This window comes from Plantibacter sp. MPB07 (genome assembly GCF_046619465.1).
GTDB classification, from domain to species: domain Bacteria; phylum Actinomycetota; class Actinomycetes; order Actinomycetales; family Microbacteriaceae; genus Plantibacter; species Plantibacter auratus.
The window spans coordinates 3,872,273-3,897,217 of sequence record NZ_CP177043.1; the positions used below are offsets into that span (position 1 = coordinate 3,872,273).

At 71.2% G+C, this 24,945-nt stretch carries 23 protein-coding genes; 11 read left to right on the forward strand and 12 right to left on the reverse strand.

Translation table 11 applies throughout. From position 1 onward, the window contains the following. Positions 1 to 78: 78 nt before the first annotated feature. Complete coding sequence (locus ACLIME_RS18130) at positions 79 to 1,029, reverse strand: LysR family transcriptional regulator (RefSeq protein WP_079704995.1); 951 nt, start codon at positions 1,027 to 1,029, stop codon at positions 79 to 81. Positions 1,030 to 1,100: 71 nt separating this feature from the next. Between ACLIME_RS18130 and ACLIME_RS18135 the strand changes: the two genes are divergently transcribed. After that, the gene (locus tag ACLIME_RS18135) at positions 1,101 to 1,223 is read left to right on the forward strand and encodes a hypothetical protein (protein WP_255376692.1); all 123 of its coding nucleotides are present in this window, start codon (positions 1,101 to 1,103) and stop codon (positions 1,221 to 1,223) included. Between the two features lie 90 nt (positions 1,224 to 1,313). On the opposite strand, the gene ACLIME_RS18140 is transcribed toward ACLIME_RS18135, so the two are convergent. The 5 genes from ACLIME_RS18140 to ACLIME_RS18160 all read right to left on the reverse strand — a co-directional run bounded on the left by ACLIME_RS18140 (position 1,314) and on the right by ACLIME_RS18160 (position 6,532). Further along, entirely contained in the window at positions 1,314 to 2,078 is a 765-nt protein-coding gene (locus ACLIME_RS18140) for a FadR/GntR family transcriptional regulator (RefSeq protein ID WP_124768611.1), read from the reverse strand. A gap of 53 nt (positions 2,079 to 2,131) precedes the next feature. After that, a complete protein-coding gene (locus ACLIME_RS18145; protein WP_411557832.1) occupies positions 2,132 to 2,920 on the reverse strand; it encodes a 3-oxoacyl-ACP reductase in 789 nt (262 codons plus the stop codon). Between the two features lie 63 nt (positions 2,921 to 2,983). Further along, positions 2,984 to 4,339, reverse strand: coding sequence for an aldehyde dehydrogenase family protein (locus ACLIME_RS18150; protein WP_411557833.1), 1,356 nt, complete (start codon positions 4,337 to 4,339; stop codon positions 2,984 to 2,986). Beyond that, positions 4,336 to 5,178, reverse strand: coding sequence for a gamma-glutamyl-gamma-aminobutyrate hydrolase family protein (locus tag ACLIME_RS18155; RefSeq protein ID WP_411557834.1), 843 nt, complete (start codon positions 5,176 to 5,178; stop codon positions 4,336 to 4,338). Before ACLIME_RS18155 ends, ACLIME_RS18150 begins: the two co-directional genes overlap by 4 nt. Continuing rightward, the gene (locus ACLIME_RS18160; RefSeq protein WP_079704999.1) at positions 5,165 to 6,532 is read right to left on the reverse strand and encodes a glutamine synthetase family protein; all 1,368 of its coding nucleotides are present in this window, start codon (positions 6,530 to 6,532) and stop codon (positions 5,165 to 5,167) included. Before ACLIME_RS18160 ends, ACLIME_RS18155 begins: the two co-directional genes overlap by 14 nt. A gap of 239 nt (positions 6,533 to 6,771) precedes the next feature. Here ACLIME_RS18160 and ACLIME_RS18165 point away from each other — a divergent pair, with 239 nt between their 5' ends. From ACLIME_RS18165 to ACLIME_RS18175, 3 genes are all read left to right on the forward strand, one after another. Continuing rightward, positions 6,772 to 8,328: an amino acid permease gene (locus ACLIME_RS18165; protein ID WP_079705000.1), complete on the forward strand. Its 1,557-nt coding sequence runs from the start codon at positions 6,772 to 6,774 to the stop codon at positions 8,326 to 8,328. A 161-nt stretch (positions 8,329 to 8,489) separates the two neighbouring features. Beyond that, the gene (gene pyrE, locus ACLIME_RS18170) at positions 8,490 to 9,038 is read left to right on the forward strand and encodes an orotate phosphoribosyltransferase (protein WP_411557835.1); all 549 of its coding nucleotides are present in this window, start codon (positions 8,490 to 8,492) and stop codon (positions 9,036 to 9,038) included. Continuing rightward, complete coding sequence (locus ACLIME_RS18175) at positions 9,038 to 12,712, forward strand: hypothetical protein (RefSeq protein WP_411557836.1); 3,675 nt, start codon at positions 9,038 to 9,040, stop codon at positions 12,710 to 12,712. Before pyrE ends, ACLIME_RS18175 begins: the two co-directional genes overlap by 1 nt. Before the next feature lie 58 nt (positions 12,713 to 12,770). Here ACLIME_RS18175 and ACLIME_RS18180 read toward each other — a convergent pair whose 3' ends face one another. Further along, positions 12,771 to 13,811: an alcohol dehydrogenase catalytic domain-containing protein gene (locus tag ACLIME_RS18180; protein WP_411557837.1), complete on the reverse strand. Its 1,041-nt coding sequence runs from the start codon at positions 13,809 to 13,811 to the stop codon at positions 12,771 to 12,773. A 61-nt stretch (positions 13,812 to 13,872) separates the two neighbouring features. Next, positions 13,873 to 14,670, reverse strand: coding sequence for an HAD-IIA family hydrolase (locus ACLIME_RS18185; protein ID WP_079705004.1), 798 nt, complete (start codon positions 14,668 to 14,670; stop codon positions 13,873 to 13,875). Between the two features lie 170 nt (positions 14,671 to 14,840). Here ACLIME_RS18185 and ACLIME_RS18190 point away from each other — a divergent pair, with 170 nt between their 5' ends. Together ACLIME_RS18190 and ACLIME_RS18195 are read left to right on the forward strand one after the other, a co-directional pair. Then, positions 14,841 to 15,446, forward strand: a complete 606-nt coding sequence (locus ACLIME_RS18190) for a TrmH family RNA methyltransferase (protein WP_411558808.1) — start codon at positions 14,841 to 14,843, stop codon at positions 15,444 to 15,446. Between the two features lie 247 nt (positions 15,447 to 15,693). Continuing rightward, positions 15,694 to 16,014: a hypothetical protein gene (locus ACLIME_RS18195; protein ID WP_079705005.1), complete on the forward strand. Its 321-nt coding sequence runs from the start codon at positions 15,694 to 15,696 to the stop codon at positions 16,012 to 16,014. A 430-nt stretch (positions 16,015 to 16,444) separates the two neighbouring features. Here the strand turns inward: ACLIME_RS18195 and ACLIME_RS18200 are convergent, their stop codons facing one another. From ACLIME_RS18200 to ACLIME_RS18210, 3 genes are all read right to left on the reverse strand, one after another. After that, positions 16,445 to 18,322 (reverse strand): YhgE/Pip family protein, encoded by a 1,878-nt coding sequence (locus ACLIME_RS18200; RefSeq protein WP_079705006.1) that lies wholly within the window; start codon positions 18,320 to 18,322, stop codon positions 16,445 to 16,447. Between the two features lie 70 nt (positions 18,323 to 18,392). Next, the gene (locus ACLIME_RS18205) at positions 18,393 to 19,049 is read right to left on the reverse strand and encodes a hypothetical protein (RefSeq protein WP_274499342.1); all 657 of its coding nucleotides are present in this window, start codon (positions 19,047 to 19,049) and stop codon (positions 18,393 to 18,395) included. After that, complete coding sequence (locus tag ACLIME_RS18210; protein WP_079705007.1) at positions 19,039 to 19,734, reverse strand: TetR/AcrR family transcriptional regulator; 696 nt, start codon at positions 19,732 to 19,734, stop codon at positions 19,039 to 19,041. Before ACLIME_RS18210 ends, ACLIME_RS18205 begins: the two co-directional genes overlap by 11 nt. Positions 19,735 to 19,859: 125 nt before the next feature. Here ACLIME_RS18210 and ACLIME_RS18215 point away from each other — a divergent pair, with 125 nt between their 5' ends. Beyond that, positions 19,860 to 20,336: a DUF3151 domain-containing protein gene (locus ACLIME_RS18215; RefSeq protein ID WP_064295552.1), complete on the forward strand. Its 477-nt coding sequence runs from the start codon at positions 19,860 to 19,862 to the stop codon at positions 20,334 to 20,336. A gap of 119 nt (positions 20,337 to 20,455) precedes the next feature. Here the strand turns inward: ACLIME_RS18215 and ACLIME_RS18220 are convergent, their stop codons facing one another. Further along, positions 20,456 to 21,208 (reverse strand): HAD-IIB family hydrolase, encoded by a 753-nt coding sequence (locus ACLIME_RS18220; protein WP_064295553.1) that lies wholly within the window; start codon positions 21,206 to 21,208, stop codon positions 20,456 to 20,458. A gap of 252 nt (positions 21,209 to 21,460) precedes the next feature. Between ACLIME_RS18220 and ACLIME_RS18225 the strand changes: the two genes are divergently transcribed. From ACLIME_RS18225 to ACLIME_RS18240, 4 genes are read left to right on the forward strand one after another with little or no spacing between them, the layout of a single operon-like run. Continuing rightward, the gene (locus ACLIME_RS18225; protein ID WP_064295554.1) at positions 21,461 to 22,747 is read left to right on the forward strand and encodes an adenylosuccinate synthase; all 1,287 of its coding nucleotides are present in this window, start codon (positions 21,461 to 21,463) and stop codon (positions 22,745 to 22,747) included. Between the two features lie 33 nt (positions 22,748 to 22,780). Continuing rightward, positions 22,781 to 23,074 (forward strand): winged helix-turn-helix transcriptional regulator, encoded by a 294-nt coding sequence (locus ACLIME_RS18230; RefSeq protein ID WP_079705009.1) that lies wholly within the window; start codon positions 22,781 to 22,783, stop codon positions 23,072 to 23,074. Between the two features lie 42 nt (positions 23,075 to 23,116). Further along, positions 23,117 to 24,232, forward strand: a complete 1,116-nt coding sequence (locus ACLIME_RS18235; protein WP_274499344.1) for a lactonase family protein — start codon at positions 23,117 to 23,119, stop codon at positions 24,230 to 24,232. 49 nt (positions 24,233 to 24,281) lie between these two features. Continuing rightward, positions 24,282 to 24,914 (forward strand): GNAT family N-acetyltransferase, encoded by a 633-nt coding sequence (locus ACLIME_RS18240; RefSeq protein ID WP_079705011.1) that lies wholly within the window; start codon positions 24,282 to 24,284, stop codon positions 24,912 to 24,914. Positions 24,915 to 24,945: the final 31 nt, after the last annotated feature.

Below are 24,945 nucleotides of genomic sequence, written 5' to 3' on the forward strand. Positions count from 1 at the left end.
GACCGTTCTCAGGACTCTTGCGGTGTGTCCGTCGTCGCCGCCTCCGGCGCACCGACGGACTCCTGAGAACGGTCCCGCTCACACCCAGCGGGGCGTGGTGAGTTCCTCGGGCTCCGGCGCGGTGTGCGAAGCGGCGACCGACTGCGCCTCCACGCGGATCGCGTCGAGGACGGTCCGCACCGCCAGCCGTTCGGCGCGGTCGGGACGCGACAGCGCGACGATCCGACGCGTCGCGTCGAGCCCCGCGAGCGGACGGAGGACGATGCCGCGCTCCGGACCGCTGGCCGTGTAGCGCGGGAGGAGGCCGATACCGAGGCCCGCCGCGACCATCGCCTCGGCGATGCGGTTGTCGCTCACCCGCTGCACCACTCGGAGCTCGCCGCCCGATTCGGCCTCGATGCTGCGGAGCAGGCGGTCGAGCGGATAGCCCACCGGCACGCCGATCCAGGACTCGTCCGCGAGGTCCGCCGGGGTCAGGACGGTCTGGCCACTGAGGCGATGCCCGACCGGCAGCACGACGTCGAGCGGCTCGGAGAGCAGCTGCGTGATGCGGAGACCGCGACGGACCCAGTTGCGCTCGCCGCTGATCGCCTGCGCGATGACGATGTCGAAGTCGGCCGCCAGGTCGGGGAAGTCCTCGAGGTCGGGGTCTCGGTCGCTCACGACGACCCGCAGGCCGGGTACCGCTTCGAGCGTGCGGAGCACGGCGGGTACGACCATCTGCCCGAAGGTGGGGAAGGTCGCGACCGTGACGGTGCCGATCGGACGGTTGCGGTACTCGTCCCACACGCTCGTCGCCCGCTCGATCGCGACGGCGACGTCCGTGGCGCTGGCCGCGAGTGCCCGGCCGGCGTCGGTGAGGACGAGGCCGCGACCACGTCGTTCGGTGAGCGGCAGGCCGGCCTCGCGCTCGAGGACCTTGAGCTGCTGGGAGACCGCGGACGGGGTGCGATGCGTGGCTTCGGCGACGGCGTGCACCGTGCCGCGCTCGGCGAGTTCGCGAAGCAGGTCGAGTCGGCGCACATCCATGTAGCGATGCTACCGAGTAGCCTCAGTATTGTTCGCTTGTCCTTCACGGCTGACAGGCGTCTCATAGAACCATGACCATCTATCTCGGCATCATCGCCCTCCTCGCTGCGAGTGCAGCCGTTGGATCGGTCGTCGTCGTCAAGCGCGACGGCTACCGCGCCATCCCGGCCCGCACCTACCCGAAGTCCTTCTAGGACCTCGCACCCGCCGGCCCGGCCGGCGCATCCGACCTCCTCGCGACTCGTCGCCGGGAGGTCGTTCCATGTCCGCGCCGCGACAGGCGCTCAGGCGAGGAAGCCGCGGAGGAGCGCCTCGGAGCCGGCGACGTGCTCGGCCATCGCCTGCGCCGCCTCCTCGGGGTGACCGCGCAGGATCGCCTTGACGATGCGCTCGTGCTGCTCGTCGGAGTGCGCGATGTTCACGGCCAGCAGCGGGATGCCGTTGAGGAGTTCGTTGACCCGCATGCGTGACTCGGCGACGAGTGGCAGGAGGCTGGGGGCGCCCACGAGCTCCGCGATGAGCAGGTGGAGGCGGGAGTCGTGGCGGCGGTAGTCGGCGGGCGCCGCGTCCCGGCAGTCTCCGAGCGCCTGCCACAGGCGTTCACGGTCTGCTCCGGAGAGCTTGCACTGCGCCGCCTCGCGGGCTGCACCGACCTCGAGGATGCTGCGGAGCGTGAGCGTGTCCTCGATCTCCGCCGCCGAGATCGTGACCCGGCCGACCTCGGGGGAGTCGGCCGCGTTGATCGCCTCGTCGTCGGGCAGCTCGTCCATGACGAACGTCCCGCCGTAGCGCCCGCGCCGCGAGGTCAGGTAACCGGCCTCGGTGAGTGCGGCGATCGCATCCCGCACGGTGTCTCGGCTGACCCCTTGCATCGTCGCGAGTTCCCGCTCGGCAGGTAGACGGCCGCCCGGCTCGATGAGCCCGAGGCGGATGGACTGCAGGAGCCGCTGGACGGTCTCCTCGAAGGCGTTCCCGGCGCGGCCCGGACGCAGGAGGAGCTCGGCGCTGAGCACCTCGGTCGCCTCGTCGCCCTTCCGCGTCTCGCTCATCGGATCAGTCTATTTCCCCGGGGTCGCGTCCCCCGTCCGGGCATGTCGTCAGCTCATTCCGGGGTCACGTAGGCGGAGGAGATGCCACCGTCGACGAGGAACGTCGACCCGGTGATGAAGGAGGAGTCGTCGCTCGCGAGGAAGGCGACGGAGGCGGCCAACTCCTCGGGCTCCGCGAACCGACCGAGGGGGATGTGCACGAGTCGCCGTTGCGCGCGCACCGGATCCTTCGCGAAGAGCTCCTGCAGCAGCGCGGTGTTGACGGGACCTGGGCAGAGGGCGTTGACGCGGATGCCCTGCCGCGCGAACTGCACGCCGAGCTCGCGGCTCATCGCGAGCACTCCGCCCTTGGACGCCGTGTACGAGATCTGCGAGGTGGCCGAACCGAGGACGGCGACGAACGACGCCGTGTTGATGATCGAGCCCTTCCCCTGCCGCACCATGTGGCGGATGGCGGCGCGCGAGCACAGGTAGACCGACTTGAGGTTCACGTCCTGCACCCGCTCCCAGGCGGGGAGCTCGGTCGTCTCGATCGAGTCGTCGTCGGGTGGGGAGATGCCGGCGTTGTTGAAGGCGATGTCGAGCGAGCCGTAGGTCTCGGCCGCGGTGTCGAACAGGTGGTCGACCTGCGCCTGGTCGGTCACGTCGACCTGGACGAAGAGCCCACCGACGAGCTCGGCCGCCGCCTGGCCGGTCGTCGGGTCGAGATCGCCGATGACGACGGTCGCGCCCTCAGCAGCGAAGCGCTTCGCGGTGGCGAGGCCGATGCCGCTCGCGCCGCCGGTGATCACGGCGACCTTCCCGGCGAGCCGCTGGGTGAGGTCGATGGGGGTGATGGTCATGTGGTGCTCTTTCTCTCTGCCCCGCCCTTCGACAAGCTCAGGGACCGGGGTGGTGCGGGTCGTTCAGTCGACGGCGAGGAAGACGTTCTTCGTCTCGGTGAAGGCGAGCGGGGCGTCGGGACCGAGCTCACGCCCGAGACCCGACTGCTTGAACCCGCCGAAGGGGGTGGAGTAGCGGACGGAGGAGTGGGAGTTGACCGACAGGTTGCCCGACTCCACCGCTCGAGCTGCCCGCATCGCGCGGCCGATGTCGCGGGTCCAGATCGAGCCGGAGAGGCCGTACTCCGTGTCGTTCGCGAGCGTCAGGGCGTCGGCCTCGTCCTCGAAGGGCAGGACGGCGACGACGGGACCGAAGATCTCCTCCCGGACGGTGCGGTCGTCGCGGCCGGGCGTCAGCACGGTCGGCGCGAACCAGTACCCCGGGCCGTCCGGGGCGCTCCCGGTGAAGGCGACCGGCGCGCCCTCGGGCACGTACGAGCGCACGGCGGCCAGGTGCGGAGCGGAGACGAGCGGCCCCATCTCGGTGGCCTCGTCGTTCGGATCGCCGACGATCACACCCTGCACGGCCGGCTCCAGCAGCTCCATGAACCGCTCGTAGACGCTCCGTTGGACGAGGATCCGGCTCCGGGCGCAGCAGTCCTGGCCCGCGTTCTCGAAGACGCCGTAGGGGGCGGCGGCGGCCGCGCGTTCGAGGTCGGCGTCCGCGAACACGATGTTGGCGCTCTTGCCGCCGAGTTCGAGGGTGACCCGCTTCACCTGCTCGGCCGCGCCGGCCATGATGCGCTTGCCGACGGCGGTCGACCCGGTGAAGACGACCTTCCGGACGGTCTCGTTCGTGACGAAGCGCTCGCCGACGACCGACCCGCGGCCCGGCAACACCTGGAACAGGCCCTCGGGCAGGCCGGACTCGAGGGCGAGTTCCCCGAGGCGGATGCTCGTCAGCGGCGTCCACTCCGCGGGCTTCAGGACCACGGCGTTCCCCGCCGCGAGCGCCGGCGCGAACCCCCAGGCGGCGATCGTCATCGGGAAGTTCCACGGGGTGATGATGCCGACGACGCCGAGCGGTTCGTGGAAGGTGAGGTCGATGCCCCCGGCGACGGGGATCTGCTGACCGAAGAGCCGTTCGGGTGACGCCGAGTAGTACTCGAGCACGTCGCGGACGTGACCGGCCTCCCACCGCGCCTGGGTGATGGGGTGGCCCGAATTGACGACCTCGAGGCTCGCGAGGTGCTCGCGGTCGGCGTCGACCGATGCGGCGAAACGGCGGAGCGCCTGGGCGCGGTCGGCGGGGCTGACGGCTGCCCAGGATCGCTGGGCGACGGCGGCGCGGGCGATGGCGGCGTCCGTCTCGGCGAGGTCGAGGTGCTCGACGGTCGTGACGACGTGTTCGTTCGCCGGATTGAGGATCGTGTAGCTCACGGTGCGGTGCTCCTGCTCTCGGTGCCGGGTGTGGTGCTGGTGCTGGTGCTGAGTCCTGCGGTGGTCCCGGCGTCGCGGTGTCGACGCGCGGCGTCCACGAGCCCGGCGAAGAGACGCCGGTCGGCCGTCTCCTCCTCGGGGTGCCACTGCACGGCGAGACCGAAGGGGACCGTCGGAAGCTCGACCGCCTCGATGACGCCCTCCTCGGTGCGAGCGGTGACGACGAGCCCGTCGGCGACGCGGTCGATCGACTGGTGGTGGTAGACGTGCACGTCGAGCTCGTCGTCGTCCTGCCGGAGCAGCGCGGCCAGTCGCGAGTCGGCGTCGATCGCCACGGTCTTCGGCCCGAAGACGCCCTCGCCGGGCTGGAAGGAGTCGTCGCCGACGAGGTCGGGGAGGTGCTGGACCAGCGTCCCGCCGAGCGCGACGTTCAGCAGTTGCGCGCCACGACAGATGCCGAGGAACGGCAGCTCGGCGTCGATCGCCGCCGTGAGCAGCGCCTCCTCCCAGGCGTCCCGGTCGGTCCGTGGCCGACCCGTGCGCGGGTGGGCGACCTGCCCGTACAGGCCGGGGTCGACGTCGGCGCCACCCGAGACGATGAGGCCGTCGAGCCGCGCCAGCACGGATGCGGCCACGGCACGGGTGACCGGCTGGGGTGGGAGGAGGACCGCGATCCCGCCCGCATCCGTCACGGCGTCGAGGTACACCTTCGGGAGGAAGGACGCCGGGACGTCCCACACCCCGGTCTGGGCCTGTTCGAGGTAGGTCGTGATGCCGATGAGCGGGGCGCTCGAGACGGGCGGGTCGGTCGCTGGGACGTTCGGGTCAGAGGCGTTCAAAGCCGCGCACCCGCTCCCAGTCCGTCACCGCGGCGTCGAAGGCGGCGAGTTCCACCTTCGCGAAGTTCAGGTAGTGGTCGACTACCTCGTCGCCGAACGCCTCGCGGGCGATCGTCGACTGCGAGAAGAGCTCGGCCGCCTCCCGGAGCGACGTCGGGACGCGGGGCGCACCGCCCGTGTAGGCGTTGCCGCTGGTCGGATCCTCGAGCTCCAGTTCGTTCTCGATGCCGTGCAGTCCGGCTGCGATGAGCGCGGCGACGGCGAGGTACTGGTTGACGTCGCCGCCCGGCACCCGGTTCTCGACGCGCATGCCGAGCCCCCGGCCGACGACCCGGAGTGAACAGGTGCGGTTGTCGTGCCCCCAGGCGACGGCCGTCGGGGCGAAGCTGCCGTCGACGTAGCGCTTGTAGGAGTTGATGTTCGGGGCGAAGAACATCGTCAGCTCGCGCATCGCGGCGAGCTGCCCGGCCAGGAAGTGCCGGAAGAGCTTCGACATGCCGTCGGGCGCGTCGGGGTCCGCGAACACGGCCGAACCGTCCTCGCCGCGGAGGCTGATGTGGATGTGGCAGCTGTTGCCCTCGCGTTCGTCGAACTTCGCCATGAACGTGAGGCTCTTGCCGTGGGCGTCGGCGATCTCCTTCGCCCCGTTCTTGTAGATCGAGTGGTTGTCGCAGGTGACGAGGGCGTGGTCGTAGCGGAACGCGATCTCCTGCTGCCCGAGGTTGCACTCGCCCTTGACGCCCTCGCAGTACATGCCGGCGCCGTCCATGGCGTTGCGGATGTCGCGCAGCAACGGCTCCATGCGGGTCGAGGCGAGGATCGCATAGTCGATGTTGTAGTCGGTGGCGGGGGTCAGCTTCGTGTAGTCCTTCGCCCAGGCCTCCCGGAAGGTGTCGTCGAAGACGAGGAACTCGAGCTCCGTGCCGACGAACGGGACGAGGCCGCGTTCGGCGAGCCGCTCGAGCTGGGCGATGAGGATCTGGCGGGGCGAAGCGACCACCGGGGCGTCGTCGAGCCACTGGAGGTCGGCGGTGACGAGGGCCGTGCCCGGCAGCCAGGGCACGCGGCGGAGGGTCGAGAAGTCGGGGATCATCGCCATGTCGCCGTAGCCGCGCTCCCAACTCGACATCGCGTAGCCGTCGACGGTGTTCATCTCGACGTCGACCGCGAGCAGGTAGTTGCAGCACTCCGCTCCGTGCTCGGCGACGTCCTCGACGAAGAGGCGGGCCGAGACGCGCTTGCCGACGAGTCGGCCCTGCATGTCGGTGAACGCGAGGATCACGGTGTCGATCTCGCGCGCGGCGACGGCCGTCGTGAGCTCCTCGAGCGTCAGGTTTCCTGAGCGTGGGTGCATGGCAGCTCCTCGTTGATCCGGGGGACCCGTCGTCGGCGTTCTGCCTCGATGGAGAACTGAAAGGTCGCGAACTCGACCATTACATCACAGCACCTCCACCGGATCGAAGCAATTGTGAGACGGGTTTCCTCACAAAGGTATGTACACGCGACCATTGCAGGTCCTAGAGTCGGGCCAACCGAATCTGAGGACGTTGTGCGAGCCCGACGAGCGCGCAACCCGAGCGACAGGACGCATCGATGGCTGACGACACGCGCAAGATCTCCGGGGTGACCTACACCGCGGCCGGCGAGGGGTACTTCGAGAAACGCAGCTTGAAGCGGTCCGCCGGGGTGTGGGGCCTCTGGGGCCTCGCCGTCGCGGCGGTCATCTCCGGCGACTTCTCCGGCTGGAACTTCGGCATCGACTTCGCCGGGTTCGGCGGCATGCTCATCGCCTTCGTCATCCTCGTCGCGATGTACTACGGCATGATCTTCTCGATCGGGGAGATGGCCGCGGCGATGCCGCACACCGGTGGGGCCTACTCCTTCGCGAGAGCGGCGATGGGACCGCTCGGCGGGTTCGTGACCGGCCTCGCGGAGACCATCGAGTACGTCGCGACCACGGCCGTGATCGTGTACTTCTCGGCCTCCTACGCCGACGCCATCACGAGCGAGCTGCTCGGGTTCTCCATGCCGTCGCCCGTGTGGTGGGCGATCCTGTACGTCGCGTTCATCGCGCTCAACTCCGCCGGCGCCAGCATCTCCTTCCGCTTCGCCATCGTCGTCTCGATCATCTCCATCGGCATCCTGCTCGTCTTCTCCGCGATGGCGATCTTCTCCGGCCAGTTCGCCTGGGCCAACCTGTTCGACATCGCCCCCGACGCGGGCCAGACGGAGTTCCTGCCGCACGGTGTCCTCCCGATCCTGTTCGCCCTGCCCTTCGCGATGTGGTTCTTCCTCGGCATCGAGGAGCTGCCCCTCGCGGCGGAGGAGTCCCACAACCCGGTGCGCGACATCCCGAAGGCCGGGTTCTGGGCTCGTGGCACGCTCATCGTGACCGGCCTCCTCGTCCTGTTCCTCAACACCGGTGTGATCGGCGCCGAGGCGACGGGGACAGCGGGCGAGCCCCTGCTCGACGGCTTCCGGGCCATCGTCGGTGACGGTGCGGCGGCGGTCCTCGCCCTCTTCGCCCTCATCGGGCTCCTCGCCTCGCTGCAAGGCATCATGTTCGCCTACGGTCGCAACATGTACTCGCTGTCCCGAGCCGGGTACTACCCGCGGTTCCTGTCGCTCACCGGCAAGCGGCAAACGCCGTGGGTGGCGCTCGTGGCCGGGGCGATCATCGGGTTCATCGCGTTGCTCATCGTCGACGCGGCCGGCGGATCGGGCGGCGTCGCCGGGGCGATCGTGCTGAACATCGCGGTCTGGGGTGCGGTGCTCGCGTACCTCATGCAGATGATCGCGTTCCTGTTGCTGCGGAAGAAGTTCCCGAACGCCAAGCGGCCCTACCGCAGCCCCTGGGGTGTGCCGGGGGCGGTCATCGCGGCCGTCATCGCCGCGCTCATCTTCGTCGGCTTCCTGCTCAACCCGACGTTCTTGCCGGCGATCATCGCGATCGTCGTCGTGTACGTCGTCATGCTGGTCGCCTTCGCCGTCTGGGGTCGCCACCGGCTCGTCATGTCGCCGGAGGAGGAGTACGCGGTCTCGGGCGGCCTGCACGGCGACCCGGAGACGGACGGCTACGGCGGCGCGACCGAGGCGGAGCTGCTCGCAGCCGATCGTCCCGAGGATCCGGGCTCCGGCACCGCGCGTTGACCCCCGGACGCAGCCGCCCCGATGCAGGACGTGGCGGTGTGGCGTCCCCGAGCCCCGGCGAGTCGTGCCCGACACGCCGGGGCTCTCCTGCGTCGGGGATGCGGAACGCCCCCATCCGGGCGACTGCGGCGAGGGGGGTCACAGCTTGTAGACTCGTCGACGTGACGGACGCACGAGCTCAGCTCATTGACCACATCTCGGCGGAAGCCGTGTTCCACGGTGACTTCACCCTGACGAGCGGCAAGAAAGCCACGTACTACGTCGACCTCCGCAAGGTGAGCCTCGACCACCGCGTCGCGCCCCTCATCGGGCAGGTCATGATCGACCTCATCGCCGAGGTCCCCGACGTCTTCGCGGTCGGTGGCCTCACCATGGGTGCCGACCCGGTGGCCGCCGCGATCCTGCACCAGGGTGCCGCGCGCGGACTCACCTACGACGCGTTCGTCGTCCGCAAGGAGCCGAAGGACCACGGCCGCGGCAAGCAGGTCGAGGGCCCCGACCTCCAGGGCAAGCGCGTGATCGTGCTGGAGGACACCTCGACCACCGGTGGGTCACCGCTCAAGGCGGCCGAAGCGCTCGAGAAGGTCGGAGCCGAGGTGGTCGCCGTCGCCGTCGTCGTCGACCGCGCGACCGGCGCCCGCGAGATCATCGAGGCCGCGGGCTACCAGTACCTGGCCGCGATCGGCCTGGAAGACCTGGGACTCGTCTGATGTCCGGCGACGGAACCGGACGCGGCGGGGCCGGGCTGCCGGACGAACCCGCGGACGGAACCGACTGGCTGCTCTCGCAGCTCGACTCCGACGACACGGAGGCGATCGAGACGCAGCCCGACACCGACGCGGTCGACGAGCAGCCGTCGGCAGCCGTCGCTCCGGTGCCCGTCGGCGACGACGACCGGACGCGTGTCCTCCCGGTCGTCGGCGACGCCGCTGCCCAGCCCGCTGCTTCGCCGGTGACCGCGCCGGTCCCGGCCGAGCCCCAGTGGTCCGCGCCCTCCGCGCCCTCCGCGCCGGATGCGCCCGCGACCCCGACGGCCGCTGAGCCGACGCCGGCTCCGGTCGAGCCGCTGCCCGCTCCCGTCGAGCAGACGCCTGTTGCCGCCGAGCAGACGCCCGTTGCCGCCGAGCAGGCCCCCGCCGCCCCGGCCGCCGCTCCCGGTGAGTTCGCGAGCGAGGCCGAACTCCTCGCCTGGTGGCAGAGCCAGGTACCGAACCCGGCCGACGACCCGACACCGGTCCCCGCACCGCAGACGCCGGATGCACCCAGCGCGGAGCCCGCCGCAACCGCCACGCCTGCAGCCCCGGCCGACCCGCTGCCCGAGGAAGCTCCTGCCCGGTCGGAGGGTCTGCGGCACCCGAACGCCCTCGAGCTCCCGGTCGTTCCACCGACCCCCGCCCCGGCATCGCCGGTGCCGCCCGCCCGCAACGAGCTGACGGTCGACACCGACTCCGTCCTCCAGCACGCGCCCGCCGGTACCTTCCGGCCCGCGCCAACGAACCCGGTCGTCCTGCCACCGGTCGACGACGAACCCTGGAGCCTCGGCGGCAGTGACGACGCCGAGGATGACGCCGCGCCAGCAGCCCCGGAAGACGTCTCGACGGCCGTCCTGCCCACGGCCCGAGCACTCGCAGCCGACGACCCGGCAGCCTGGGCCGCGGTCGAAGCGGAAGAGACCGCCGCGACGACCGCCGGCGGCACGCCCGCCACACCGCTGCCGCCCACCGCCCCGCCGGTGACGCCGACGCCGCCCGCCGCGGACCACGATGTGCCGTCAGGCTCCGCGACGACGCCCGACACCGAGCTGGACGACGACGATCTCCCGGAGGGCTCTTGGAGTCTCTCCGAGACGTTCGGCGACGACGTCCTCGGTGGCGAGACCGTCGAGGTCCGTGACACGACGATCGATGCTTCGGCGCCCGCCGACTCAGGACTCGACGAAGCCCCGGACGACGAAGCAGCTACCGGCGACGTCTGGACCGCCGAGCCGGCGACCGCCGAGGCCTCCGCGCCGCGCACGGATCCGCTGGCCTGGTTGACGGAACCGTTCGGTGCGACGTTCGGCGCCGCGCCGGCGGCACCGGAGGAGCAGCCGTCCGAGGAACCGCACGCTGAGCCGGTCGACGAGGCGCCCCAGCAGCTCGACACCGCGGACGAGTCCCTCGCCGTCGCCGCCACCGATGAGGCGACGTCCCCGTCCGCGAGCGAGCCGGTCGAGCCGACCACCGAGTCGGAACCCGAGCCCGCATCCGACGGCATCGTCGCCTCCGAACCGATCACTCCCGCGGCACCGTTCCGCTGGGACACGGTCGCAGCGGCGTCGCCCGCGAGCGCAGCGGAGCCGACCTCACCAGCCGACGTCCCGTGGCCCGAGACGGTCCCCGACGTCGATGCCGAGCCGCTCGATGAGACGCGGCCGTTCGACAGCCTCGGCGGTCCGGGCTTCTCGGCCCTGGCGGGTGCCGCAGCCGCAGCAGCAGCGGTTCCTCCGGCGCCGACACCCGACGCCGACACGGACGCCGAGCCCGGCCGTGACGATGCGTCGGTCGACGACGACGCGACGGACACCGCCGACGTCCCCCAGGCCTTCGGCCCGCCGACCCCGAAGGCCGAGCGTTCCATCACGGAGCTCATCTCCCTCGACGGCGTGCAACCCGAGCCCACGGTCAGCCCCTTCGGCACCGCGCCATTCGTGTGGGACCTCGCGCCGAACGACGCCCTCGACCCGCTCGTACACGCGGCTCCCACGACCCAGCCCATCCCGGTCCCGCCGGTGGAGTGGGAGGGCGCCGAGTCGTCAGCCGTGAGTGCGGAGTCCCCCTCGGAGCTCGCGCTCGAGGGCGAGGTGCCCGATGCCGCGTTCATCGCCGGCGACGTCCAGCCCTTCGCTCCGGGCCTCGCCGCCGTCACGCTCGGTCGCCCGCTCGTCGACGGACCCGGTGACGAGTTCGCCAGCTGGACCGACGACGCGACCGAGACCGACAGCTCCGCGCCGGACGCCGCACCGATCGTCCCCGCCGCGAACGACACGGTCGACCTCTTCCCGACGCTGTCGCTCGGCGGGTTCGACGCAGCCGTCGCGGCCGGTGGCCTCGCCGCCGCAGGGGCCGCAACCGCTGCGGGCGCCGCTTCCGGGCTCGGCTCGGGCGACGACACCGACGACACGGAGACCTCGGCCGACCTCGACGCCGACTCCGCTCCCGAGACGGCACCGACCCCCGTCACCGATACTCCTGCTCCAGAGACCCCGGTGTTCGCCGTCGACCCGGAAGAGCTCGACGACGAGTTCGACGAGGAGATCGTCGAGTTCGACGCCGTCCCACTCGCTGCAGCGGGCGTCACACCGCTTCCGTCGTTCGTGCCGGACGGCGCAGTCGCCGACAGTGCGACCGATCCCACCACGGATGCCGCCGCATCGGATGCCCCACTCGCCGACGAGGGCTCGATCGGCCCTGAGCCGGTCGGCGAGCCCGAGCCGGTCAGCGAGGAGCTGCGGCTCGAGTCGCTGTTCGACCTCGGACCCGACACGGATGCGGTCCAGATCGCCTCGGCCGACGGCGCCGCGACTGACGGCGGGCCGGCTGCCATACCGCCCGCCGACACCGAGCAGGTCGACGACACTGCCTCGGTCGCCCCGTCTGAGCCGTCCGATCAGCCGGACGCCACCGCCACGGCCGAGGCGACCTCGGCACGGTCGCTTGCCGACGCCTTCGCCGCCGAGGGTGGGTGGTCGCTCCAGGCCGACGCGATCGCCGACCCTGATCTCCCGCTCGCCCCCATCCCGGGCCTCGTCGCCGCCGACGGTACCGATGTCGACGGCACGGACGCCGACGACGACACCGGCGGGTCACGACGAACCGGGGCCCACGCTGCCGGAGACGACGACGACGCTGCGGACACCTCCCCGGTGGCCGAGCCCGATGTCGCCTCGAACACCGCGCCCACACCCGTGATCCCCGCCTCGGTCTCCGTCTTCGGCGCACACGCCGCAGCCGTCCCCTCGCAGGGGCCGGTCGCGAACGTGCCGCAGACGGCCCCGGCCGCGCTCCCCGGCGAGACGGTCGCGTTCCCGGAACTCGACGGCGCGAGCGCGCTCACGACCCCGGCCGCGGCTGCGGGTATCGTCGGCGCCACCTTGCCGCCTCAGGCCACGCAGTCCGCTCCCGACCGCGATCTCCCCGAATACCGCGGAGAGCACGCGGATCAGGGCATCCCGAAGGCGCTGCTCTGGGCGGTCGTCGGCCTGGGTGCAGCGGTCCTGCTCCTGCTCGCGTTCTACTTCGGAACGCTCGTCGGTGCCGCGAACGCGGCCGGTGCGGCTGCAGACGCCACGATGCCGAGCGTGTCCGCAGCAGTGTCGACGGCCGGAGCCCCGGACGCCGTCTGACGACGGACCTGACGACGTCGCGGGTCAGACGACGTCGCGGGTCAGGCGACGTCGCGGGTCAGGCGACGTCGATGACGGTCACGCCCGTCGAGCGGTCGCCGGACGCCAGGGCGGCGAGTGCTGCCGGTGCCTCGTCGAGGCCGATGCGGTGTTCGATGAGGTCCTGCGGGCGCAGCGCGCCGCTCACGACGAGGTCGAGCAGCTCCGAGTAGTCGGACGCCGGCATGCCGTGGCTGCCGTGGAGCGACAGCTCCTGCGAGATGATGCGCGGCAGTGGGAGGGTCGGTTCGCTCGAGAACAGCCCGATCTGCACCTGACGGCCCATCGGTGCCAGCGCGAGGAGGCTGAGGCGCATCGTGGACTCGCGCCCGAGGGCTTCGACCGACACCTGCACGCCCGCCGGCGCGGCTTCGGCGATGCGAGCGAGGACGGCGGCCTCGTCGAGCCCGCTCGAGTCGATCGTGTGCGTGACGCCGATCGACGCCGCACGCGCAAGGGCAGAGGCGTCGATGTCGACGGCGATGACCTCGGCACCGAGCGCGACGCCGATCATGGCCGCGCTCAGCCCCACGCCGCCGCAGCCGACGACGAGCAGGCGCTCCCCGCTGCGGAGCTCGGCGCGATGGACGAGCCCGCGGAAGGCCGTCGCGAAGCGGCACCCGAGGAGGGCGGCGGCGCCGGCGTCGAGGGACTCGGGCACCGGGATGAGGTTCACGTCGGCGTCGTGCAGGGCGACGAGCTCCGCGTAGGACCCCCAGTGGGTGAAGCCCGGCTGGGTCTGGTTCGGGCAGACCTGCCCGTTCCCGGCGAGGCACTGGGCGCAGCGTCCGCACGCGCACACGAAGGGCACCGTGACGCGGTCGCCCACGCGGAACCGCTCGACGGCGGGGCCGACGGCGTGGATGCGCCCGACGAGTTCGTGGCCGGGCACGTGGGGGAGGGCGATGCCGTCGTCGTGCCCGAGCCAGCCGTGCGCATCACTCCGGCAGAGCCCCGTGGTCTCCACCCGCACCACGACGCCGGCGTCGGACGGCACCGGATCCGGGACGTCGCGGACCTCGGGCTCGGCGGTGAACTGGTCGTAGACGACGGCGCGCATGGGAGTCCTCGGTGCGTGGCGGGGCGGAGTGGATCGGTGGGGCTGGTGGTGGCGGGAGGGCCTAGATCTCGACCTCGACGGGCTCCGTCTTCACGAGGTCGATGACGCCGCTCAGGATCTCGTTCGGACGGAACGGGTAGCGGTTGATCTCGGCCTCGTCGCTGATGCCCGTGAGCACGAGGATCGTGTGGAGACCGGCCTCGATGCCCGCGACGATGTCGGTGTCCATGCGGTCGCCGATCATGCCGGTGTTCTCCGAGTGGGCGCCGATCTTGTTGAGCGCCGATCGGAACATCATCGGGTTCGGCTTGCCGACGACGTACGGCTCCATGCCGGTGGCCTTCGTGATGAGGGCCGCGATGGCGCCGGTCGCCGGAAGCGGGCCGTCCTTGCTCGGTCCGGTCGCGTCCGGGTTCGTGACGATGAAGCGCGCGCCGCCGGCGATCAGGCGGATCGCCTTGGTGATGGCCTCGAACGAGTAGTTGCGGGTCTCGCCGACGACCACGTAGTCGGGGTTCGTCTCCGTCATGGTGAAGCCGGCCTCGTGGATGGCCGTGGTGATCCCGGCCTCCCCGATGACGAACGCCGAACCGCCCGGCTCCTGCTCGGCCAGGAAGGCGGCCGTCGCCAGCGCGGAGGTCCAGATGAACTCCTCGGGCACGTCGAGCCCGGAGGCGCGCAGTCGGGCGCTCAGGTCGCGGGGGGTGAAGATCGAGTTGTTGGTGAGCACCAGGAAGGGCGTCCGCTGATCCTGCCACTGCTGCAGGAGCGCTGCGGCACCAGGGAGGGCGTGGTTCTCATGGACGAGCACGCCGTCCATGTCGGTGAGCCAGCATTCGACCTCGTCGCGTCGTGACATGCGTTCCTCCAGGTGCTCCGTGCGGGCTGCGCGAGCGCTGCGCCGCGGGGGTGGCGCGGCGTCGGGCCCGGACCTCCAGTGTGGCACGGCGCGGGTAGGGTTGGCTGGTGCCAGAGACCCCGCTCCACCCGGTCGACCCGGTCGTCGGCCCTGATCAGGCCGAGAGCCCGATGGCCGGCGTCGGTCCATGGCAGGGGGAGTGGCCGGAGGACCCCTGGTACGACCCCGAGCTGCTCCGCGACGGCGACACCCGGAACGTCGTCGACCGCTACCGGTACTGGTCGATGGAGGCCATCGTCGCGGACATCGACGACCACCGCCACCCGTTCCACGTCGCCATCGAGAACTGGCAGCACGACATGAACATCGGGTCGATCGTGCGCACCGCCAACGCGTTCGCCGCCGACACCGTCCACATCGTCGGACGCCGTCGCTGGAACAAACGCGGAGCCATGGTGACCGACCGCTACCAGCACGTCGAGCACCACGTCGACGTCGCGGCGCTCGTCGCCTGGGCGTCGGCGGCCGAGCTGCCGGTCATCGCGATCGACAACGTGCCGGGATCGGTCCCGATCGAGACGTTCAGGCTTCCCGAGCGGTGCCTCCTCCTCTTCGGACAGGAGGGGCCGGGGCTCTCGCCGGAGGCGCTCGCCGCGGCCGATGCGGTGCTCGAGATCACCCAGTTCGGGTCGACGAGATCGATCAACGCGTCCGCAGCAGCGGCCGTCGCGATGCACGCCTGGGTCATGCAGCACGTCTCCTTCGACGCATCCTGATCGGGTTGGCCCCCGTCCGCGGGTGGTTTCCAACGGCAGCGCTGCGCCTACCTCAGGAACACCTCAAGATTCCCTCAATTGGCACCCTGGTCCCCCAAAGTGCCGACACCGCCCGGCATACTGTCTAGCGGAGCAACACTCCACCGCTGAACCCGAATCCCTCCGGCACCCGAAGCCACCGAGGGCCACCGCACGGACCCGAATCCGTGCGGTGCGAATCGGCGGTCACCCGAAGGATGAATCGAAGATGACGCACCGTTCTGCCCTGGGAGCCTCGCCCGAACGAGGAACCCGCCCGTCCAAGGTCCGTGGCATCGCCGCGCTCGCCGTCCCCGCAGCCCTCGCGGTCGCCCTCATCGTCGGCGTCGCCGCGCCGGCTCAGGCCGACGCCCGGGTCGACGAGGCGTCGAGCTCGATCAGTGCGACACAGACCGGCTCGGGCGAGCTCATCGCTCCGGCCGGTGCGTTGTTCGCGTCGCTCCTCATCTGGGGAGCCGGAGCCGCGTTCGCGACTCGTCGTCGGATGCTCGCCGAACAGCGCGAGGAGGCGTCGCTGCTCTCCAGCTGATCAGCGCGCTGCACCCGCAGCTGGTCGCCGTGGCCCGAACCACGACGCTCAGCCGCTCCAGACGGAACACGTCCGTTCCGTCGCACCGGTGGCCGCCGGGAGTCCCCCCACTCCCGGCGGCCTCCGGTGTTTCCGGGGTACGACGGCAGGGTCTCCGCCACGGACGACGGCCGGTCCGTCCGGTGGCTCGACGACGTTCCAGAGAATCTGCCGCGTTCCGCGTCATGAACGAGCGTTCGCGCGATCACTCAAGGGAGTGCAACGCTGTCGGGCGGACCCGAACCCGGATCGACGCGGCGCTCAGACGCCGACGTCGAACGATGCCCGACCCGAATGGGCGTCGCACGCAGCAGGCGTACCGCACGCGCCGGAGCGTCGTCCCACCCGAGGACGACGCTCCTGCGCGGGCGCCTGCGCGCTCGACCGGTGCCTAGCCGATGAGGCTCGGCCGGAGGTCGCGGAGCGTCCTGGCGTGCGTCATCCGCGTCACGCCGATCGCCGAGAGGCTCAGCGCGATCGCCAGCCAGGCGAGCAGGACCCCGGCGTCCTGCAGGGCGGCGTCCATCCGTCCGCCGTACATCAACTGGCGCATGCCGTCGACCGCGTAGGACATCGGGAGCACATGATGCAGGGCTGCGAGCGGCGCCGGGAGTGTCTGCCAGGGGAACGTCCCGCCGGCGGTGACGAGCTGGGCGACCATGAGCACGAGGCCGAGGAACTGCCCGACACTGCCGAACCACACGTTGAGCGTCAGGATGATCGCCGCGAAGGTGAGGGACGCCAGCGCCATCATCCCGTAGGTCGCGAGCGGGTTGTGGACCTCGAAGTGCAGGGCGCCGGCGAGGATGCCGAACAGCGCGACCATCTGGATCGTCCCGAGGAGGCCCGGCGTGAGCCAACCGGCGACGGTCACCTTGATGGGGCTGTGGAGCGCCGTGATCGCGCGCCGAGACACCGGCTTGACGATGAGGAAGAGCGCGTAGATGCCGATCCAGGCGGCGAGGCTGACGAAGAACGGCGCGAGTCCGGCTCCGTAGGTGCCCGCGCTCGTCACGGAGGAGTTGGTCAGCTTGACCGGATCGGCGATCGTCTTGGCCTGGAGTTCGCGGGAGTCCGCCGTGGTCGCGGGGATGGCGTCCGCGCCCGACTGCAGACCGTCGCGGAGGGTGACGATGCCGTCACGGAGGGTGCCGAGCCCCGTCTGCAGGCTCGTGAGGCCGGTCTGCAGCGATGCGGCACCATCGGCGGCCTGCTGTGTCCCCGAGGCGAGCGCGGGCATCGCGTCACTCAGCTTCCGGGCACCTCCCGCGACCTGCTGGGCGCCGCTGTTCAACTGGTCGACCTGCGACACGACGGTCTGGACGCGCTCGTTCGCCGTCGTGGCGTCAGCGGCCACCGGGTCGAGCAGTGCCAGCACCTGGGCGATCTGCTCGGGGGTGAAGCCGTTCTCCGCGAGGGTCTGCGAGATCTGCGCGCGGGCCGTGGGGATCGAGTCGACGAGCCGCTGGGCGGCTGCTCCGACCTCGTCGCCCTTGCCGGCGAGGGTCGAGGTCCCGGACGCCACCTGCTCGGCACCCGAGGCCAGCTGGTCGGTCTGGGCGGGCAGGCTGGCCGTCCCCGAGGCGATCTGCGCGGTGCCGGACGCGAGGGTCGCCGCGCCGGCCTGGGCCGTCCCGGCACCGTCGAAGGCCTGCTGGGCGCCGTCGGCCAACTGCGTCGCGCCCGAGGTGGCGTCGACGAGCTTCGTCTTGATCGTGTCGAGCGCGATGAGGAACCGGCCCGCGGCCTGGCGGTTCACCGTCTGCACGATGGTCGCCTTGATCTGCTTGACGGCCTGCTCGCCGATCGTCGTCGCGAGGTAGCTGTTGGCGTCGTTGGTCGTGAGCTGGACCGTCGCCTGCTGCGGGGCGTCGCCCGATGCGGAGGTGAGTGAGGTCGAGAAGTCGGCGGGGATCGTGACGCTGAAGTCGAAGGTCCCGTCGTTCACGCCCCGGGCGGCGTCGGCCGCGCTGACCTCGTGCCAGGCGAACGATCCGTCCTCGATGAGCTGGTCGGCGATGTCGTCGCCGTAGTTCTCCGTCTCGCCGGTCGCGTCGCCGGTGGTGTCGTCCGTCGCCGGCGCACCGGTGTCCTCGACGACGAGCGCCACGGGCACCTGGTCGAGCTTGGCGTACGGGTCCTGGTTCGCCCAGAGGTACAGGCCGCCGTAGAGCAACGGGACGCACATGAGGGCGACGAGGGCGAGCCGCGACATGGGCGTGGCCCACAGGCGGGACAGTTCAGCGCGGATCATCGCGAAGATCTTCACAGGAGGTCCTTCTGGGGACGGGTGGTGCGGGATGAGGGGAGGGCTGGACGGTCGTGGTGCACGGTGTGCGTCACGACCAGTCCTGCTGGAAGAGGGGGACGAGTTCGTCCGTGGCGTTCTCGGACACCGGGGCGTCGGCGGTGGCGTTGATGGCCGTCGCCGAGGCGTCACCGGCGATCACGAGGACGCCGTACCCGCGGGCGGCGAGTTTGCGGGCGAGGTTCCACCACTCGAGCGGGTCGCCGCCGTGGCGGTCGGGGGAGACGAGGATGAGCGCGGTGACGTCCTCCCGGAGGACGGCGAGCTCGGTGAGGAGCCGCACGCGGTCGGTCGGCGCGACGGTCGAGATCGGCTGCTTCGCGAGGTGCGCGAGGTCGAGCGACTCGAGGAACCGCGCGACGGCGAAGGGGTGGCTCGCCCGGCCGGCGAACATGAGCTCCTCGGCGACGACGCCGGAGACCGCGACGCCGCTGGCCGGTTCGGAGACGTCGGGGGCGTCGATGAGCGCGATCACGCGTCGCATCGTCTTGCGGTCGGTCGCTCCGTCGACGAGGACGGTCCCGGTGTCGGGCTTCATGCGGCCGGAGGCGATGAGGCCGAGGACGGTCGGCCGTTGCTCGGTCTCGGCGCGGGCGAAGGTCGCCTCGCCCGTCCGGAAGGAGAGGGAGGTCGGCTCGAGGACGATGCCGCCCTTGCCCTTGGAGACGCCGTCGAGTTCAACGCGCATGGGAGGACTCCTCGTTCGTACCGGTGCCGGTGGTGTGGCGGTGGGTGTCTGCGTGTCCGGTGTCGGCGCGGTCGGCGACCGCCGTGGCGTCCTGCCACGACAGACCGACCGCCCCGAGGGTGGCGAGCATGACGAGGCGGCGGCCGGCGCTCGTCGAGAGGCCGGACCGGGTCGCCTCTTCGAGCACCCCGACGGCCGTGCTCTCGACGAGTCGGGCGAGCACGCCGGCGTCGATGTCGGGGCGGATGGAACCGTCCGCGACACCGGCCTCGACGGTGCGGAGGAGGAGGGTCCGAACGGGTTCGAGGGCGGCCGCCGTGACGGCGCGGAGCGGCCCGCGGACGGCGAGCGGCGCCATGATGCGGACGTGGTCCACCTGGGCCCAGAGGACGTCGCCGATGAGCGCGATGGTGGTGAGCGGGTCGTCACCCTGGACGGCCGTGATCGACGAGGCGACGCGCTCGGCCCCCGCCACGACGACGGCGTTCACGAGCTCGTCACGCGTGGCGAAGTGTCCGTACACCGAACGGCGGGTGAGGCCGGCGGCCGCCGCGATGGTCTCGAGGCTGGCGTCGGGGTCGCTGCGGAGCGCCAGGCGGGCGGCTTCGAGCAGCGCGACGCGGTTCTCGGCGGCGTCGCGACGAGGGGCTCGCGATCCGCTCGCAGGCGCTTGGGTGGTGGTCATGACAGCGATCGTACTATCTTGCACAGCGGTGTGCAATATCGATGTCGGCGGATGCGGCGAGCTCTCAGCGAGAGCTGCCAGCTTCCTCCCACGCCAGGGCATGGGAACGGAGCTATGGTTGAACGATGACCGGTGAGAATCTGATGGCAACCCCTCCGACACTGCTGCCGGACGACAGCGCCACCGATGCCGAGTTCCATGCGGCCGTCGGTTCGATCGAGGCGCTGGCGGACCTCCTCGCGGCCCACCCCCGCTCCTCGCTCGGCTGGGCACTCCTCGCCGACGCGGTCCACGACCCCCAGTCGCCGATCCCCGGCTACGCGGCCGCTCGGGTCGGGTACCACCGCGGCCTGGACTCGCTCCGTGCCGCCGGCTGGCGCGGTCAGGGCCCGATCCCGTGGTCGCACGCGCCGAACCGCGGGGTGCTGCGCTCGCTCTACGCGCTCCGCCGCTCCGCGAAGGCGATCGGCGAGACCGAAGAGGTCGAGCGTCTCGACACCTTCCTGCGTGAGGCCGACCCCACCGCGTCCGAGGAGATCGAGTACCTCGTCGCGGCGGCGGCCCCGCCGACCTCCGCGATCGTCATCCTCGGTTCCGACTAGCCCTTCCCCGGCTCCTGAGCCTGTCGAAGGACAGGCCGCGTCCCCGGTCCCTGAGCTCCATCCCCGGTCCCTGAGCCCATCCCCGGTCCCTGAGCCTGTCGAAGGGTCGGACCGACGCCCTACAGGCCGAGCGACTCCAGGTAGGCCGCGGTGTCCTGCCAGCCGTGCACGGCCACCGACGGCACCCCGAGCGCGAGGACCGGGTAGTCGTTGCCGCCCTCGTCGAGACGGTCGCCGACGAAGACCATCTCCTCCAGGGGGATGCCGGTGTGCTCGGCGAGCCGTGTCATGCCGAACGCCTTGTCGACGCCCGCCATGGTGATGTCGACGGAGGTCGAGCCGCCGGAGCGGACCTCGAGGTCGGGAAGCAGCGCCTGCACGGCGGCGCGCAGCGACTCCTTCTTCGCGCCGTCGGGGTCCCAGGCGGTCTTCTCGGCGACCGGCGCGGCCTGCCCGAGGGCGGAGAAGGTGATCTGCGAGCCGCGGTCCTCGAGGATCGGGCCCCAGGTCTCGTCGGCCCAGAGACCGAGTCGCTTGGCCTCGGTCTCGAGCGCGCCCATGGCGCGGGCCTTCTGATCGTCGGTGAGGTCGTGCTTGTAGACGGTGACCCACGCGGTGCCGTCGAAGCGGTCGTACCGGGTGCCGCAGGTGGGCATGAGGTGCAGTCGGCCGAGGGCCTCGGGCGACGCCGCTCCGAGCCGGTCGAGCACCTGGTTCTGGAACTGCACGATCTGGCCGCCCGAGATGATGCACACCGAGGTGCGTTCGAGGAGCGCGACGAACAGTTCGGCCATGCGAGGGTCGAGCGCGGACTTCGACGGGGCGAGGGTGTCGTCGAGGTCGAAGGCGACGAGGCGCGGCAGGGAGGTCATGGGTTCCGTTCGGTCGGTCGAGAGGACGGTCGTCGAGGGCGATCGGCAGGCAGGACGGCCGCCCGAGGCCTGAACATCCCCTCATGGTATCGAGCGCAGCCTGGGACTCGGTGCCCGTGACCCTCCTCCGGTACGATGGAGGGGTGCGTGCACGAGACGCCCGCCCGCAGAGGGTGGGCGTCCGGCCTGTCAGGGCGAGGTTCCCCAGCGGATCCGCCGGGCACACGAGAATCCGGAAGGGGCGGCATCCAGATGCCAGCAATCGTGATCGTCGGCGCCCAGTGGGGCGACGAAGGCAAGGGGAAGGCCACCGACCTGCTCGGTGACCGCATCGACTACGTCGTGAAGTTCAACGGCGGCAACAACGCGGGGCACACGGTCGTCATCGGTGACGAGAAGTACGCGCTCCACCTCTTGCCGTCCGGCATCCTGACGAGCGGCGTCGTCCCCGTCATCTCCAACGGTGTCGTCATCGACATCGAGGTGCTGTTCCACGAGCTCGAGGCACTTCAGGCCCGCGGCATCGACGTCTCGCGCCTCCTCGTGAGCGCCAACGCGCACGTCATCACCCAGTACCACCGCACCATCGACAAGGTGACGGAGCGCTTCCTCGGCAAGCGCCAGATCGGCACCACCGGCCGTGGCATCGGCCCGGCCTACGCCGACAAGATCAACCGCGTCGGTATCCGCATCCAGGACCTCTTCGACGAGAACATCCTGCGCCAGAAGGTCGAGGGCGCCCTCGACCAGAAGAACCACCTGCTGGTCAAGGTCTTCAACCGCCGCGCCATCACGGTCGACGAGATCGTGGCCGACCTCCTCGCCTACGCCGAGCGACTCCGCCCGATGGTGGCCGACACCGCGCTCGTGCTGAACGAGGCGCTCGACGATGGCAAGATCGTCCTCTTCGAGGGTGGCCAGGCCACGATGCTCGACGTCGACCACGGCACCTACCCCTTCGTCACCTCCTCCAACGCGACCTCGGGTGGTGCGGCCACCGGCTCCGGTGTCGCCCCGAACCGTCTCGACCGCGTCATCGGCATCGTCAAGGCCTACACGACCCGCGTCGGCGCCGGCCCGTTCCCGACCGAGCTGTTCGACGAGTCCGGCGACTACCTCCGCTCGAAGGGCTTCGAGTTCGGCACGACGACCGGCCGCCCGCGTCGCGTCGGCTGGTACGACGCCCCGATCGCCCGGTACGCGGCGCGCATCAACGGTGTCACCGACTTCGTCCTGACGAAGCTCGACATCCTCGACGACCTCGCCACCATCCCGGTGTGCGTCGCCTACGAGGTCGACGGCGTCCGGGTCGACGAGGTGCCGGTCTCGCAGACCGACTTCCACCACGCCGTCCCGATCTACGAAGAGTTCCCCGGCTGGCAGGAGGACATCACCGGTGTCCGCCGCTTCGAGGACCTGCCGAAGAACGCTCAGGACTACGTGCTGGCGCTCGAGGCGATGAGCGGTTCGCGCATCTCCGCGATCGGCGTGGGTCCCGGCCGCGACGCGATCGTCGTGCGTCACGACCTCGTCGACTGACCCGAGCAGCGAACGACGAGGGTCGAACGCGCCATGGTGGACGAATCCAGTCAGCCGTCCCTGCCCGGGCTGCCACCGGTCGAGGAGCTCACGAGCGGTGAGGTCAGGCCTCGCCCGGCGGTGCGTGCCCAGCGCGACGCCGGGGCGCTCGACCCACGGGTCCGGCGCGCTCTGGCGACCCTCGACGACGATCCCGACCTCTCGTTGGTCACCCTCGCGAACGCGCTCGGCATCACCCGCGCGACGCTCATCCGGATCGTGCGTGAGGCGATCGGCATGACCCCGAAGGAGTACGCGGCCGGCGTCCGCGCCCGCCGCATCTCCTGAGCGGGCGCCGGTGCGAGACGGCGCAGGTGGGAGACTGTGGGGGTGAGCGACGACAACCCCTACCTCCTGCTCGGTTCCTACACCTCGGAGGCCGACGGCACCGGTGCCGGCATCAGCCTGCTGCGCCAGGACGAGGCGGGCACCCTCCGCCTCGTGCAGTCGTCGGAGGCGCAGTCGCCGTCCTTCCTCACCCTGCACCCGACGCTGCCGATCGTCTACGCGGCGAGCGAGTCGACCGGGGCCGTCGAAGCGTTCAAACGCTCGGGTGAGTTCGGGCTCGCGCCGTTCGGCAAGCCCATCGAAGCCGGCGACTCGGTGTGCCACGTCGCGACGGTCCCCGGTGCCGACGTCCTCATCGCGAGTTGCTACGGCGATGGTCGGGTCGTCACGGTGCCGCTCGCGGAGAACGCGGCGTTCGCAGGCGACCCGCGTCTCGGCGAGGCGTCGGTCGACCCGTGGGCGTCGCCCACCGCGCTCGCTGCGGAGTCCGCGGACGCCGGCGAGGACGCGCTCACGCTCCTCGCGCTGGAGGCCGCTGTCGGCGAGGCGCTGCCGTCCCGACCGTCGCGCGCGCACGCCTCGGCGCTCCTCCCGGACGGCCGCATCGCGACCACCGACCTCGGCCACGACACGGTCCGCATCTGGCAGCTCCGTGGGTCGCGGTTGGTGCTCGACCACACCGTCGTGTTCCCGCGCGGCACGGGTCCGCGACACCTCGTCGTCCACCCGAGCGGCCACCTCCACGTCATCACCGAGTACTCGGTCGAGGTCTTCACGCTCGGTGTCGACGGCACCGACGGGCACTGGCACATCCTCGCGGCGACCGTCGCCACCTCGGAGGGCGTGTCCGAGGGGGACACGGGTGCTGAGATCAGTCTCGCCGCCTCGCGCGAGCAGCTGCACGTCGGCGTCCGCGGGAGCGACCGCATCGCCACGTTGCGGGTCACCGGCGACGGTTCGCGGGTCGAGGCCGTGGCCGACGTCGAGTGTGGCGGGACGATGCCGCGCCACCACCGGGAGTCGGGTCGCTTCCTGCACGTCGCGAACCAGCTGTCGAACTCCATCGCGAGCTTCCGGCTCGACGAGCGCACGGGGGTCCCGACGACGCTCCTCGGGACGCTCGACGCCGGTTCGCCCACCTGCCTCATCCTCGCCTGACCAAGAGACCGGTCCTCGCGCGACGCCCGTCACCGGATACGGTGGAACGGTGACCGCACGACGCCCTGAGCCCCGCCCCATCGACGGCCGGACCATCCGCCTCGAACCGCTGGACCGCGCGCACTATCCGGAGCTGTTCACGGCGATCGCGCACCCGGAGGTCTTCGCCGGCGGCTACGGCGGCGGGCCGGCGGGATTGCCGACGACGCAGGCCGAATTCGACGCCTTCGCCGACGGCTACTTCACGACCGGCGTGCGCAACACCTACGTCATCCGGCTCGTCGGCGGTGAGCACGACGGACTCCTCGTTGGCACGTCCACGCTCGGTGACTTCGACGAGCCGGGGGAGGCCGCCCACCTCGGCTGGACGGCGTACGACCCGCGCGTCTGGGGCACCGCCGTCAACGCCGAGACGAAGCTGCTGCTCCTCGGGCTCGCCTTCGACGCGGGCTTCGGCCGGGTGAAGATCCAGGCCGACGAGCGCAATGAACGCTCACGGACCGCGATCCTGCGCCTCGGGGCCACGTTCGAGGGGCTCATCCGCCGCGACAAGCAGCGGGCCGACGGCACGTGGCGGACCACCGCGCTGTTCTCCGTACTCGCCGAGGAGTGGCCGGAGGTCCGGTCCGGTCTCGAGGAGCGCCTCGCCAGGAGCCCCGGCCCCGTCGCCCTCCGCGGCTGACGCGGCGCCGGAGCCCCCCGCCCGGTCCCTC

Excerpts from the sequence above, each read along its gene's own strand:
- ACLIME_RS18130 (WP_079704995.1), bottom strand. The coding sequence starts at position 1,029 with ATGGATGTGCGCCGACTCGACCTGCTTCGCGAACTCGCCGAGCGCGGC.
- ACLIME_RS18135 (WP_255376692.1), top strand. The coding sequence starts at position 1,101 with ATGACCATCTATCTCGGCATCATCGCCCTCCTCGCTGCGAGTGCAGCC.
- ACLIME_RS18140 (WP_124768611.1), bottom strand. The coding sequence starts at position 2,078 with ATGAGCGAGACGCGGAAGGGCGACGAGGCGACCGAGGTGCTCAGCGCC.
- ACLIME_RS18145 (WP_411557832.1), bottom strand. The coding sequence starts at position 2,920 with ATGACCATCACCCCCATCGACCTCACCCAGCGGCTCGCCGGGAAGGTC.
- ACLIME_RS18160 (WP_079704999.1), bottom strand. The coding sequence starts at position 6,532 with ATGCACCCACGCTCAGGAAACCTGACGCTCGAGGAGCTCACGACGGCC.
- ACLIME_RS18165 (WP_079705000.1), top strand. The coding sequence starts at position 6,772 with ATGGCTGACGACACGCGCAAGATCTCCGGGGTGACCTACACCGCGGCC.
- ACLIME_RS18175 (WP_411557836.1), top strand. The coding sequence starts at position 9,038 with ATGTCCGGCGACGGAACCGGACGCGGCGGGGCCGGGCTGCCGGACGAA.
- ACLIME_RS18180 (WP_411557837.1), bottom strand. The coding sequence starts at position 13,811 with ATGCGCGCCGTCGTCTACGACCAGTTCACCGCCGAGCCCGAGGTCCGC.
- ACLIME_RS18185 (WP_079705004.1), bottom strand. The coding sequence starts at position 14,670 with ATGTCACGACGCGACGAGGTCGAATGCTGGCTCACCGACATGGACGGC.
- ACLIME_RS18190 (WP_411558808.1), top strand. The coding sequence starts at position 14,841 with ATGGCCGGCGTCGGTCCATGGCAGGGGGAGTGGCCGGAGGACCCCTGG.
- ACLIME_RS18195 (WP_079705005.1), top strand. The coding sequence starts at position 15,694 with ATGACGCACCGTTCTGCCCTGGGAGCCTCGCCCGAACGAGGAACCCGC.
- ACLIME_RS18205 (WP_274499342.1), bottom strand. The coding sequence starts at position 19,049 with ATGCGCGTTGAACTCGACGGCGTCTCCAAGGGCAAGGGCGGCATCGTC.
- ACLIME_RS18210 (WP_079705007.1), bottom strand. The coding sequence starts at position 19,734 with ATGACCACCACCCAAGCGCCTGCGAGCGGATCGCGAGCCCCTCGTCGC.
- ACLIME_RS18215 (WP_064295552.1), top strand. The coding sequence starts at position 19,860 with ATGACCGGTGAGAATCTGATGGCAACCCCTCCGACACTGCTGCCGGAC.
- ACLIME_RS18220 (WP_064295553.1), bottom strand. The coding sequence starts at position 21,208 with ATGACCTCCCTGCCGCGCCTCGTCGCCTTCGACCTCGACGACACCCTC.
- ACLIME_RS18225 (WP_064295554.1), top strand. The coding sequence starts at position 21,461 with ATGCCAGCAATCGTGATCGTCGGCGCCCAGTGGGGCGACGAAGGCAAG.
- ACLIME_RS18230 (WP_079705009.1), top strand. The coding sequence starts at position 22,781 with ATGGTGGACGAATCCAGTCAGCCGTCCCTGCCCGGGCTGCCACCGGTC.